A 13,120-nucleotide genomic window follows, 5' to 3' on the forward strand; every position below is an offset into this window, starting at 1 on the left:
ATTGACGAATGAGAGAAGCGTTGTTATTGAAAGCCATGACTGACAACCAGACGTTACTCGCTAGGCACGCCCATAAGAATTCGCGACGCATCATGCGTGCGAATGAATGTTATGGCATGGCGCATTAGCGCAGAATGAGCGCGCCGAAGATACGCAGGCGGGCCGCAAATGATTGAAACGAGACTGCGTAGCGCGGGAGCGCTACGAGAGGAACTGCGACGTGCGTGAGGTACGAATGCGGTGTGAATGCCGCTTCACGCTTTCATGACGCCGTGATTGGAGCGGCGAAGGCGAATGAAGGTTCCTTATTGCCCTTTTAAGCGAATCATGATTCGCGCACCGGTCAGCCGCCTGATGCCTCCAGCGGCCTGTCGGCCTTGGCACGCAAGCCATAGGCAGTCAACATGCGATACAGCGTGACGCGCGAGATGCCCAGTTCGTCCGCCGCTTCGCCGAGACGTCCGCGATGACGCAACAACGCCACGTCGATAGCCTGTCGCTCGGCTGCTTCGCGCGCTTGTGCGAGCGTCATCGGCGCGGCTTCCGCATATTCGCCCAGTTCGAGATCGCTGGCGAGAATCTGCCTTCCTTCCGACATGACGATTGCGCGACGCACGCGATTGATCAACTCGCGCACATTGCCGGGCCAGCCATAGTTATGCAGCGCTGCAATCGCGCACGGCGCGAAGCCGCGAAGCCGCCGGCTCGCGTCCTTTCTGAAGCGATCGAGCATGTGATTCGCAAGCAGTTCGATATCCTTGCCGCGCACGCGCAGCGGCGGCTCGTCGATCTGCAATACGCACAGGCGATGGTACAAGTCCGCGCGGAAGCGTCCTTCGAGCATGGCCGTCTGCATGTCGACGTGCGTCGCCGAAATGATGCGTACATCGACGTCCGTCGAACCTTGTCCGCCGAGACGCTCGATCTTGCGCTCTTGAAGAAAGCGCAGCAGACTCGCCTGACTTTCGAGCGGCAGATCGCCGATTTCATCGAGAAAGAGCGTGCCGCCGTCGGCCGCTTCAACGCGACCAATCTTGCGTTGATTGGCGCCGGTAAATGCGCCGCGCTCATAACCGAAGAGTTCCGACTGCAACAGATGCGCGGGAATCGCGCCGCAGTTGATCGCGACGAAAGGCCGCTCGCGCCGCACGGATCGCTCGTGAATCGCAACAGCGGTGAGTTCCTTGCCCGTGCCCGATTCGCCGGAGATGAAGACGGGCGCATCGGTCATCGCGACTTTTCGAATCGAGCGATAAAGCGCCTGCATTGCATCGCAGGAACCGACCATGCTGCCTTCCTTGCATTCGTCCTTGCGCGGATCGTTGCTCGCGGCATCGTGCAGCGAAACCATGCCGTATGCGTGTCCCACTGCATCGACGATTCGATCGGCGGTGGACGGCACGGTCACATAATCGAAACAAAAATCGCGAATGAGGCGGCAGATATCGGGGTTATCGACATGCTCGGCGTCGACCGTCGCGACCCAGCCGATCTGATAACTTGCGAGCATCGCGGTGAGCGCGGCCGCGTCCTGTGCAAAACCGCGACTGGTGAGATCGACGATACCCGCCGCTGCGCGTTTGCCGTGTTTGGCGGACTTGGGCGGCTTGGCCGGGTCGATGCGCTCGACGGTCCAGCCACGAGCGCATAAACGCTCGGAGACATCGTCCGATAATGCGCGGCCCACGAAGTAGAGCGTTCTGGCTTCCCCGTACATGGCTATTCCCGGCTTTTATAGATATTCCGGCAAGTATGCGCCCTGAGGTCGCAATGTAAAAAGCCTCGCAAACGATAAGCCGTTTTTGAATGTTTACATTGATCGGCGGATTCGATTAAAAACGTCATAGCATTTTTTTCGGGACGCCCGTGCGAAAATCTGCGGAACAAACGTGCTTTATCCGGCCGTGCCCTACGTGACACGGCCGGGCGCGCGCGGAGCGCTCGGAACAAGTTACTTATTCACTTATGAATATGTCCATGCACGAAAGTATTTGCGGAACAGAAATCTGCGAGCACTGAAATATCAGATAATTAATACCTCCACGCATTTCACTTTGCGGCGCACGCATTGCGGGCGTAGAGTTCATAAAGGTGCATCTCGTCTGATGAATGACCGTTCGAATATGGATAAAGCAGAGAACTCCACCTCAACGTACCAGCCGCGTTTGCTTCTCGTCGACGACGACCCGGCGATGATTCGCATCATTGGGGACATGCTCGCGGAGTTCCCCAACCAGCGCTTTGCCACCACTGGCGAAGCGGCACTCGCGCTGGCGCGCGAGTCGACGCCAGATCTGATCCTTCTCGACGCCAATCTGCCCAACATGACGGGCTTCGATGTCTGCGAAATCCTCAAGCGCGATGCGAAGCTCGCGCGCGTGCCGGTGATATTCGTCACCAGTCACGACGCGCCCGCGCTCGAAGTCGACGCCTTCAACATCGGCGCGGCGGATTACGTCATCAAACCGCTGGTCGCGCCGCGCCTGCAGGCACGTGTGCGGGCACAGCTTCGTCTGCGGCATCGCGTGATGGAGGCGCAGGCGCGTCGGCACGAGCAGGGTAAAGCGGCGGCGTCGAAACCTACGGGCGTGCGCGTGCTCGGCATCCTCGGGGACGACACGATCGAGGCGCATCGGCATGCGCTCGAAGGCATCGGCGCACTCGATCTCGCGAAGGATTGCAATGCCGCGCTAGGTCTTGCGCAAAGCAAGGAGCCGGATGCGATCGTGCTGGATGCGCGTTGCTGCGATAACCCTTGCGCGGCGGTGCGCGCATTGTTGTCGGAACTGGCCCACGTACCGATCGTCGTGCTGGCCGATGCGCGCGATGTCGAAACGGAGCAATGCACGCTCGATGCGGGCGCGGCGGATGTCATTGCAAAGCCGGCCAGGTCCGCCGTGTTGCAGGCGCGCGTGCAGGGCGCGCTGGCTTCTGCGCGCAAGGCGCGGGAAGAATTGCGCGCGATGCTGGACTCGGCATGCGGCGCGAACGTCCATCCGTTTCCGGTGTATGTTCGCGATGCAAATGGCCGCTAGCGTCTAGCGTTCTCGTTCGGCTCAAACCTGTTCGAGCATATCGCGCGCGATCTCCGATGCGCGCGCGAATTCGAGTGCGCGCACGCACGCGAGAAACTGCTCGAAGTGCTCGCGATACGCGCTCGGCGCATAAGGCGACAAGTTCTCGGATAGCGCGATCGCCTGCAGATTCGATGCATCGAGCAATTCGACGATAGCAGTGAGGCGTGCGCGCCAGTCGTAGTCTTGCAGCGGTGAAACGTTGGAAGTGTTCCGTGCAGGCGATCGGGGCCGACCGAATTCATCGACGAGTTGCGCCACGCTCGATGCAAGCAACTGCTGCATGCTCGGCAACGCCACGCGCGCAGCTTCCAGAAGATGCGCGTCCTTCTCGAGCGTGCTCGCGAGCCGCGCGAGCGCAGCAGCGCCGATCGTGCCCGCGCTGCCTTTGATCGCATGCAGCATCGCCGCGGCGCCGCGCACGTCGTGCGCCGCGAGCGCCGAGGCGAGCATCGCGAGTTGCTTGCCAGTCTGCGCGTCGAGGCCGTCGATCGCCTTGCGGATCAGATCGACGTTGCCGCCGAAACGCGCGACGATCGAATCACGCGGCTCCATGATGGATTCGATATCGGCATTCGCGTGATGTGCATCCGGCGCTTGCAGCGTGCGTTCGGTGTGCGCGCGCAGCACCGCGACCAGCCGCTCCACATCGATTGGCTTGCCTACATGTTCGTTCATGCCGGCCGCTATGCATGCATCGCGATCCGCGCCCGATGCATTGGCCGTCATCGCGATGACGGGCAGCGCGGCGAAGCGGCCGTCCGCGCGAATGAGGCGTGTCGCTTCGAGCCCATCGAGATCGGGCATCTGCACGTCCATGAGCACCGCGTCGAAGCAGGCGTTTGCTGCGATGACCCGATCGACGCCTTCACGGCCGCTTTGCGCAAGCGTGACGGATGCGCCTTCAGCGAGCAGCACGCCTTCGGCAACCTGGCGGTTGAGCGCATTGTCTTCGACGACGAGCAACGCGAGTCCCGCAAGGCGGCGCGCTTTCATTGTCGGCAGCGGCGTGACGGGCCGCGTCGTTTCGGTGTCGCGAGGCAGCGCGGCACGGATTGCCGCCGCGAGTTGCTTCGGCGTCACGGGCTTCGTCAGGAAGCCGGCGAAAGGCGCGTCGCCGCCTTCCTGCGACTCCTTCAACACCTCGCGGCCGAATGCCGTGACGAGCAGCACGAGAGGCGGCGCAGCGCGGCCTTTCATCGCGTGAATCTGCCTGGCGGCGTTGAGCCCGTCGAGTTCCGGCATGCGCCAGTCGAGGAGGGCGATGTCGTAGGGCGCATCGTTCAGCGCAGCTTCGCCGATGCGTTCGACCGCTTCGCGTCCGCTCGTCACGATGTCCGCGCGCCAGCCGAGCGAGCGCACCGTGCGCGCCATGATCTCGCCTGCGATCGCGTTGTCATCGGCGATGAGAATGCGCGCGCCATGTCCGAGGTTCGCGCTTTCGTCATGCGTCAACGCGCTCGCCGTTTCGACGCCAAGCGTGATGTCGAACCAGAAGCGGCTGCCTTCGCCCACGCGGCTTTCGACTTCGAGCTGCCCGCCCATCATCGCGACAAGCCGCTTGCTGATGACGAGCCCAAGGCCCGAGCCGCCGTAACGGCGCGAAGTCGATGCCTCCGCCTGCGTGAAGCCCTCGAAGATGCGTTCGAGCTGTGCCTCGCTGATGCCGATGCCGCTATCGCTGACCGTGATACGCAAGCGCACCGCATCGCCGGATGCATCGGGCGAATCGTCGAGCCGATGCACGCTCACGACGATCTGCCCCGCCGACGTGAACTTGAGCGCATTGCCCGCGAGATTGATCAGCACTTGCTGAAGGCGGAAGCTATCGCCGACGAGCACAGTCGGCACGGACGGATCGAGATCGAACAGCACTTCGACATCCTTCGCGCCCTGGTTGCCCGAGAGCACGATGCCGAGCTCTTCCATCAGTTTTTCCGGCTCGAACGGATGGCTGTCGAGCTGCAGCTTGCCCGCTTCGATCTTCGAATAATCGAGAATATCGTTGAGCAAATTCAGCAACGATCTGGCCGCGGTTTCCGCCTTGCTCACATAGTCCTGCTGGCGCGCATTGAGCGCCGTCAGCTGCACGAGATGCAACATGCCGAGCACCGCGTTCATCGGAGTGCGGATTTCGTGGCTCATGTTCGCGAGGAACGAAGACTTCGCCGCGCTCGCGGCATCGGCCTGCTCCTTCGCATTGCGCAGATGGAACTCCAGTTCGTACTGGTCGGTGACGTCGTAGTTCACGCCGGTCATCACGACGGGCGTGCCATTCGCGTTGCGCTGCGTGCGCAGCCCGCTCTCGATGCGCCGCGTCGTCCCGTCTGGCAGGACGATCCGGAACGGCTGCAAGGTCTCGGTCTCTCCTGCAGCGGCCGCGCGCAGGTTCGCCATGATCGCGTCGTGATCCTCGGGATGTATGCGCAGGCGCCAGTGCTCGAAGTGCAGCCCGTTATCGAGCATCTCCGGCGGATATTGATAAATCTCGAACATGCGCGCGTTCCAGTGCAGCTTGTCCGTCACCAGATCCCACGACCAGATGCCCAGTTCGGCAATGTCGGCAGCCAGAAGCAACTGGTCGCGCGCGTGCGCCAGTTCGCTGCGTTCCTTCCGCTGCCTGGAGATATCCGTAATTACGGATACAAAATGCAAAGCGCCATCGAGACGCATCGCGCCCGTCGATACATGGGCAGGAAACGACGTGCCGTCCTTTCGCTGTCCGGCGAGTTCGCAGTCGGCCGTCGCGACGCCGCTTTCCCCCTTGAATTGCATTATGTATTCGTTATACAAATCCAGATGGGGCGGCGGCACCAGCATCCGGATGTTTTGCCCGATGACTTCGCTCGCCTTATAGCCGAATACCTTTTCGCCGGCCGAATTGAAGGAGCGGACCGCGCCGCGCTCGTCCACGGTGATGATCGGGCTGATCGCGGTGTCGAGGACGGTTTGAGTCGTCGCGAGGCTTCGAGCGAGCGCCTGCTCGATGTGGGTGCGCGCCGTGACCTGACGCACGAGCCGTGCGCCGAACATCGCGATGACGAGCGCGAGCACGGTCGTGACGAAGGCGTGCCAGAGCGTGTCGCGCCACCACGGGCCGAGGATTTCATCTTCCGAAAGTGCTGCGGCGACGAAGAGCGGATAGTCCTGCAATTCCCGCAGGCTGTTCAGACGCGTGACGTGATCCTGCGACGATTTAGTCGTGAACACGCCCGAGCGGCCGTCCAGATGCGAGCGATAAAGCGCGGTGTCGCTCACGTTCTTGCCGACGAAACGATCCTCGAAAGGGCGGCGCACGATCATCGTGCCCGAGTTCAGCACGAGAACCGCCGCGCCCGACTGGCCGAGATCGAGGCTGTCGTAGAAGCGCGAAAAGAAATCGATGTCGATGGTCGCGAGCGCGACGCCCGCGAAGCTGCCGTCGGGCGCGTCGATGCGGCGTGATACTGGCACGATCCACTTTCCCGTCGAACGGCTCTTGACCGGCGGCCCGATGTGCGAGCCCTGATCGGTATGCGTGCGGTGATATTCGAAGTACTCGCGGTCCGAGTTATTGAATCGCGAGTCGAGCTTCGCCTGCGAATTGACGATCCACGCGCCGTCCCTATCGAAGATGAAGAGCCCGTTCAATTGCGGCAACTGCTGCACGCGTGACACGAGCGAGCGGTGCAGGCGCGCGAGGTCGGCCGGCGACGTGCCGTCCTCCTCGACGCGCTCCACCATGCCGATGAGCGTCGTATCGGCTTCCTTGAACGCGTCGTTCGCGTGCTGCGCCATCGCGCGCGCGAGGTTGGACGTCGCCGTCGTCATCTCGTCGATCTGCGCGCGGCGTGCGGCGACGCTGCGCCAGAGATCGGTGCCGATGAGGAGCACGCAGACGACGCCGATGAACACCGTCATCCTGAAAGTGAGCGAGTGGCGACTGTGCAAGCCGTTTGCCTCCGAATGAGCGATTGCGGGACGCAAAGATCGAACGCTGCCGTATCTTATCGCGCCATCCGAAGCGGGCCGGTCTACGGGCAGGCGCGCCGGGCGAAGCGACTTTCGCGGCAATCAGCCGTATTAACGGCGCGGCGGCGCGAAAGCTTGATCCCATGCAAAGGGAATATTTTCGCGGCCTTTTCCGTATCTCACGCAAGGAGTCGCTTCCGACGAGGTCCGGCGACGTGTTCGACGTCCGCCGTCTTTCCGAAGACGAAGCGTTGGCTCGCGCCCGACACTCGCGTCGGCCTGCGCGCGGCTGATTTCGCCCCGAGCCTTGACTGGCAAGGCATCGGCGAAACTGGCACGGTCGCTGCATTGCATCGACACCCGCCGCCTCAGCGACTCTCCGATTCATCCGTCTTGCACGTTCGCTCAGCCGGCATTTCATGGAAGGTCTCGTTGGTGCAAGTGGAGCGAATCATGTTGGGATACCTAATCAATGTCGGAAAGGACTTCATGCTGCCGCATCTGATCTGCTGGACCGGGATGCTGCTGGAACGTGCGGAGCATAGCCGCCGCGACGCCTATCTCGGATCGTGCGCGGATATCGGCGAGCTCGAACGCCGTATGCGCGCGTGCGACGGCGACGCCTGATCACTCACGAAAGCGAGAACGAACGATGATGGATTCGAACGACGAACACACCGCCGCAGCGGTCATCGCGCTGCACTGCTCGGGCGCGGGCGCGAATCAATGGCGCCAGCTCGGCGAAACGCTCGACGCACTCAACGCGGATCACGCGCGCTACACGTTGATGGCGCCGGAGCACTATGGTTGCGACAGCGTCGGACCGTGGAGCGGCGAGCGCGCCTTCACGCTCGCGGACGAAGCAGCCCGCACGATCGACATCATCGATCGTCAGCGCGGCAAGGTGCATCTCGTCGGACATTCGTATGGCGGCGGCGTCGCGTTGCGCGCCGCGCTGGAACGGCCGCACGGCGTCGCGAGCATCACGCTTTACGAGCCGTCGGCGTTTCATCTGCTGAAGAGCATGGGTGCGCGCGGTGCGACTGAATTCGCCGAGATTCTCGCGATCGCGGCGCGCACGGCGGAGGGCGTCGTCGCCGGCGATCTGCGCGGCGCGGCGCGTTCCTTCGTCGATTATTGGGGCGGACATGGCGCATGGTCGGCGTTGCGGCCGTCCGTACAGGCGATGCTCACGCGCTGGGTGCCGAAAGCGCCGCTCGATTTTCGCGCGCTGATTCACGAGCCGACGCCGGCGAGCGCGTATGCGAAGCTGCGCATTCCCACGCTCGTCATGCGCGGCGAGCACGCGCCCGCGCCGACGCGCCTGATCGCGGAAACCTTGCCCGATCTGATGCCGGCGGCGAAGCTGATCGTCGTGCCGGATGCGGGACACATGGGGCCGCTCACGCATGCCTGTGCGGTGAACGCGGCGATCGCGGATCACATCGCGATGGCGACGTGCGCGCCGCTGGCCTAGCTAGCCGAGCAGACCGTCGCGCGACGACGCGCTTTCTCCCTGACGCTCGATGAGCCGCGCGCGGAACCAAAACGTCCACGCGAGCAATCCGCCGTAGATCACGTAGCTCACGACCGGCGAGACAACCAGATAACGCTCGACCGGCCACGTCCACGCGAACCAGAAGCGCAGCACGGTCTCGAGCGAGAGCCCGACGCCCCACACGAGCGTCATCAGCCGCAACGACATGCGCAGCGAAGCGCTCTCGCTCCAGTACGCCTCGAAGCGTTTCGCGCCGTCTTCCTGCTCGCGAGTGACGGTCGCGCGGGCGAGATAGAAGACGAGCGGGCGCTCGAAAAACAGCGAGATCAGAAAAACGATGCCCGTTGCGCCCGCCGCGAGCGATTCGCGCACGAGCAGGATGCGCGGGCTGCCGCCCATCGCGAACATGACGATCGATAGTGCGATGCCGAACAGCACGAGCGCGGAAAGCGCATCCACGCGGCGCGAGCGCGCGAATTCGGCGACGCTCCACATGAGCGGCGGCGCGGCCGATGCATACAGCGCGCCGACATCGCCCCAGTAAGGCAGCGCGAGCCGGTACGCAAGCCACGGAAGCAGCAGGTTAGCGACGAGTTCGAGCACGAGACCGGGTTTGATCTTTTTCATGGACTCAGGAATGTGCGCTTTGAATGGCAATGCCTGAGCCAAGTATAAGAGATCGACAATGCGCGGCCGTGCGAACGCGCGCGCCGGTTCGCTGGGAAGGGCTCGGGCCGCTCCCGATCCAACGAGCGGCCCGACGCGCACATGTCGCCTACTTTCTCGGGGGCGCGCCCGCGGCGGCGGGCGTTCCGGGCACGGCGCCGTTTGCCGTATTGCCCGCGTTGGGGTTGTAGTTCGAGTTCGCGTTGTAGTTCGGCGTCGTCGTATTCGCGTTCGGCGTGTTCGGCGTCGCCGGCTTCAGGGGCTTCGGCTGCAGTGTCTGGTTGATGACGCCCATCTGGCCCATCTTCTTCGCGGCTTGGCTGTCCGCGCTGGCCGCCGTGGCGAAGCACAAGCCAGCAGCGCCGGCGATCAACGCAAGGTGCAGGGCGCGTCCCTGCGCGCGATTGCGGCTTTTCTTCATGTCGGCCTCCTTGGCTCACGCCGGCCGCGCGGATGCCCGGCCGGCGACATCATTCTGTGCAAGGACGATACCCGGGCGAAAGAGGGTTTTGCCTAGGTGCTTGCAAATGCAATCCGCGGCGGTCTGACACAGCATCGCTTGATATTTGTCTAAGAAAAGGCCCTCTCCGGTCGGTAATATGTACTTCGAATTGCTAATTGTTTATCAACCGGAGGATCAAGCATGTTTCCCGAATATCGCGATCTCATCTCGCGCCTGAAGACCGAAGACGGCCACTTCTCGCGGCTCTTCGAGCGCCACAACGAACTCGATCATCAGATCCACAACATGGAGACCGGTGTCACGCCTGCGGATGGCTTCGCCATCGAATCGCTGAAAAAAGAAAAGCTGCTGCTGAAGGACAAGCTCTACACGGTCTTGCGAAAGGCGCACGAAGCCGCCTGAAGACAAAACGACGTGAGAGACAGAGACTCCGAGCAACAACATCGAGGAAGGAATGAAGTTGATATCGCCAGGTAACACTGCCGAATCGAGCGACGGCGGCGTCGCGGCGCGAACGAAGCCGCCGTCCATCGAACAGGAAGAAACGGGCCGCGCGGTCGAAGCGGCGCATGACCTGCTGACGAGCAGCCTGGACGACATACTGAAGCGCTTCGACGCGCGAGACGGCGCACAAGCTGAATCGCTGGTCGATACCGTCCGAACCTTGATCGGCGGTATGTCGCCGGACGAAGTATCGGCGTTGCGCGCCCATCTTTTCGATGGCGACGCGATGCTGCGGGCCGCCAACGGCACGCCTGATCCCGACGACGAGCTGTCGCCGTCGTGGAGAGATGGCGGCTATCCGTATCGGAACCTGATGTCGCGGCGCGCGTATGAGAAGCAGAAGTATCGCCTTCAGGTGGAGCTGCTGAAGTTGCAGGCGTGGGTGCGCGACACGGGTCAGCGCGTCGTCATCCTCTTCGAAGGGCGCGACGCGGCGGGCAAGGGTGGCACCATCAAGCGCTTCATGGAGCATCTGAATCCGCGCGGCGCGCGCGTCGTCGCACTGGAAAAGCCGTCCGAGCGCGAGCGTGGTCAGTGGTATTTCCAGCGCTATGTCGAACACTTGCCGACGGCGGGCGAAATCGTGCTCTTCGACCGCTCGTGGTACAACCGCGCGGGCGTCGAGCGCGTGATGGGCTTCTGCTCGCCGCGCGAATACGAAGACTTCATGCAGCAGGTGCCCGCGTTCGAACGGCATCTTTCGCAGAGCGGCACGCATGTCATCAAGCTTTGGTTCTCCGTGAGCCGCGCCGAGCAGCGCCGACGCTTCAAGGAGCGCGAGATTCATCCGCTGAAGCAATGGAAGCTGAGTCCGGTCGATCTCGCGTCGCTCGACAAGTGGGATGCGTACACCGACGCCAAGGAAGCCATGTTCGCGCATACCGATAGCGCGGACACGCCCTGGACCGTCGTACGCTCCGATTGCAAGAAGCGCGCGCGCCTCAACGCGATGCGCTATGTGCTGCACAAGCTGCCCTACGCGAATCGCGATCTCAAAGCGATCGGCGCGGTCGATCCGTTTATCGTCGGGCGTCCGTTCTAGCTTGCGGTTGCGCCGTCCATCAACGTTTCGGCGAGCAAACGCGCGTGCGGCGTGAGCGCGCGGAAGTCGCGGGCACACAGATGCAGACGGCGTGTCGCCCACGGCTCCGATAGCGGCACGACCGCGAGCGTCGGCCGCTCCAGCATCCGCGCCGATGCCTCGGACAGAATCGCGAGTCCGATGCCCGATTCGACGAGCATCCCGACGTTGTCGATACTGCGCATGCGGATTCGGTAGCCGATCTGCCGGCCAAGTCGCGAGGCGCGCTCCGCAAGATGCAATTCGAGCGCGGCATCCGACAGCCCGACGAATGCCTCGCCGACGATTTCCGCGAACGCCACCTCGCTTTCTCCCGCAATCCGATGCGCGCGATTCGCCACGACCACGAGTCGATCCTTTGCGAGCAGATGCGTCTCCAATTGTCCAAGATCGGTCGTGTCCGAGACGACGCCGAGATCCGCGCGCCTCTCCGCGAGCGCCTGCACGATCTCCACACTCGGGCGTTCGTCGAGATCGATCGAAAGATCGGGATAGGCGACGAGAAAACGCGAGAGTCTCGGCGGCAGGAAGGCGGCCAGCGCCGCCGTGTTGGACATCAGCCGGATGCGGCCTTTGAGGCCGGTTGCGAACGAGCGCAGCTCGCCGCGCATCTGCTCGACCTGGCCGAGAATCGCGCGCGCGTGACGCACGAAGGCATCGCCGGCGGCGGTCGCCTGCACGCCGCGGCGGTTGCGCTCGAGCAGCGGCGCGCCAAGCGCGGCCTCCATGCCCGCGATGCGCTCGCTCGCCGAGGCCAGCGCGAGGTGCATCGCCTGAGCGCCCGCCGTGATGCTGCCGCGCTCGACCACGGTCAGGAAAAGCCGCATGTCGGTCAGATCGAAACGCATCGCGCTTCCTTCGGATTGGCCGAAGCCTCGCATTGGAAATGCCAGATTGTAAGGGGACGGCCGCGTCGCTAGCATCTGTCGCATGGAACCCTTCATTGTCGTTATCGGCGCCGGTTTTCTTGCGGGCGCGATGAATGCGCTGGCCGGCGGCGGCTCGTTCGTGAGCCTCCCCGCGATGATCGCCGCCGGCTTGCCACCGGTTCAGGCGAACGCTTCGAGCACCGTCGCGCTGTTTCCGGGCGGTGTCGTGAGCGCGTGGGCCTATCGCGACGGGCTCGGTCCGGTCGGCTCGGTGTCGATCCGCAAGATGCTCGTGACGACGCTCGCCGGCGGGCTCGTCGGCGCAGTCTTGTTGCTGTCCACGTCGTCGCGGACGTTTTCGTTCGTGCTGCCGTGGCTGCTTCTGTGCGCGAGCTTCACGCTTGCGTTCGGCCGCAAGCTGGGCGAGATGTTGCGGCGGCGCTGGCATATCGGCGCGGCGGCGGTGCTGTCGATCCAGTTCGCGCTCGGCGTGTATGGCGGGTATTTCGGCGGCGCGGTCGGCATCATGATGATGGCCGTCTGGGGCCTGCTCGATTCGCGCGACCTGAAGAGCCTGAACGCGCCGCGCACGTTGCTCGTGAGCGCGGCCAACTCGGTGGCCGTGCTGACGTTCGCGGCGGCGCAGGCGGTGCGCTGGCCGGAGACGATCGCGATGCTGCTCGCGGCGATCGCCGGCGGGTATGGCGGCGCGCAGATCGGCCGGCGCGCGCCGCCGCAGTGGGTTCGCGCGGGCACCTTGATCGTCAGCGCCGGTATCACGATTGCATTTTTCGTAAAGACCTACGGGCCGATGCTCTCGCATCGATGATCGAGTGCGTCGACGTTCAGGGAGACCGACATGATTCCCGCCTTGCTTGAGACCATCGGGGCGCTATCGCTGCTCGTAAGCATCGCGGCGAAGGTCGTCCTGCTGCACGGATCGCGCGAGGAAGACGAGCCCGAAACGCCGAAATCCGCATCGATCAGGCGCGCGCGAATCGGATGTTTTCGCTC

At 63.4% G+C, this 13,120-nt stretch carries 11 protein-coding genes; 6 read left to right on the forward strand and 5 right to left on the reverse strand.

From position 1 onward, the window contains the following. Positions 1 to 343: 343 nt before the first annotated feature. A complete protein-coding gene (locus tag NCS03_RS20895; RefSeq protein ID WP_008347976.1) occupies positions 344 to 1,717 on the reverse strand; it encodes a sigma-54 dependent transcriptional regulator in 1,374 nt (457 codons plus the stop codon). 406 nt (positions 1,718 to 2,123) lie between these two features. Between NCS03_RS20895 and NCS03_RS20900 the strand changes: the two genes are divergently transcribed. Beyond that, positions 2,124 to 3,035: a response regulator gene (locus NCS03_RS20900; protein WP_033536196.1), complete on the forward strand. Its 912-nt coding sequence runs from the start codon at positions 2,124 to 2,126 to the stop codon at positions 3,033 to 3,035. A gap of 21 nt (positions 3,036 to 3,056) precedes the next feature. Here the strand turns inward: NCS03_RS20900 and NCS03_RS20905 are convergent, their stop codons facing one another. Then, a complete protein-coding gene (locus NCS03_RS20905) occupies positions 3,057 to 7,004 on the reverse strand; it encodes a response regulator (protein ID WP_250529705.1) in 3,948 nt (1,315 codons plus the stop codon). A 474-nt stretch (positions 7,005 to 7,478) separates the two neighbouring features. Between NCS03_RS20905 and NCS03_RS20910 the strand changes: the two genes are divergently transcribed. Beyond that, positions 7,479 to 7,652, forward strand: a complete 174-nt coding sequence (locus tag NCS03_RS20910; protein WP_235366224.1) for a DUF3563 family protein — start codon at positions 7,479 to 7,481, stop codon at positions 7,650 to 7,652. 25 nt (positions 7,653 to 7,677) lie between these two features. Further along, positions 7,678 to 8,502, forward strand: a complete 825-nt coding sequence (locus NCS03_RS20915) for an alpha/beta fold hydrolase (protein ID WP_081851823.1) — start codon at positions 7,678 to 7,680, stop codon at positions 8,500 to 8,502. Here the strand turns inward: NCS03_RS20915 and NCS03_RS20920 are convergent, their stop codons facing one another. Together NCS03_RS20920 and NCS03_RS20925 are read right to left on the reverse strand one after the other, a co-directional pair. After that, entirely contained in the window at positions 8,503 to 9,150 is a 648-nt protein-coding gene (locus NCS03_RS20920) for a VC0807 family protein (protein WP_250529706.1), read from the reverse strand. It abuts the gene before it with no gap. A gap of 148 nt (positions 9,151 to 9,298) precedes the next feature. Then, a complete protein-coding gene (locus NCS03_RS20925) occupies positions 9,299 to 9,610 on the reverse strand; it encodes a hypothetical protein (RefSeq protein WP_250529707.1) in 312 nt (103 codons plus the stop codon). Between the two features lie 222 nt (positions 9,611 to 9,832). Between NCS03_RS20925 and NCS03_RS20930 the strand changes: the two genes are divergently transcribed. Both NCS03_RS20930 and ppk2 read left to right on the forward strand, forming a co-directional pair. Continuing rightward, positions 9,833 to 10,054, forward strand: coding sequence for an HP1242/YdcH family protein (locus tag NCS03_RS20930; protein WP_008347983.1), 222 nt, complete (start codon positions 9,833 to 9,835; stop codon positions 10,052 to 10,054). 52 nt (positions 10,055 to 10,106) lie between these two features. Then, positions 10,107 to 11,198, forward strand: a complete 1,092-nt coding sequence (gene ppk2 / locus NCS03_RS20935; protein WP_008347984.1) for a polyphosphate kinase 2 — start codon at positions 10,107 to 10,109, stop codon at positions 11,196 to 11,198. Here ppk2 and NCS03_RS20940 read toward each other — a convergent pair. After that, on the reverse strand, positions 11,195 to 12,085 hold the full coding sequence (locus tag NCS03_RS20940) for a LysR substrate-binding domain-containing protein (protein WP_175980791.1): 891 nt from the start codon (positions 12,083 to 12,085) through the stop codon (positions 11,195 to 11,197). The two genes, ppk2 and NCS03_RS20940, sit on opposite strands and share 4 nt — an antisense overlap. A gap of 82 nt (positions 12,086 to 12,167) precedes the next feature. Here NCS03_RS20940 and NCS03_RS20945 point away from each other — a divergent pair, with 82 nt between their 5' ends. After that, entirely contained in the window at positions 12,168 to 12,935 is a 768-nt protein-coding gene (locus tag NCS03_RS20945; RefSeq protein ID WP_008347988.1) for a sulfite exporter TauE/SafE family protein, read from the forward strand. Positions 12,936 to 13,120: the final 185 nt, after the last annotated feature.

Source organism: Caballeronia sp. ATUFL_F1_KS4A (assembly GCF_023630905.1).
GTDB lineage: Bacteria > Pseudomonadota > Gammaproteobacteria > Burkholderiales > Burkholderiaceae > Caballeronia > Caballeronia zhejiangensis.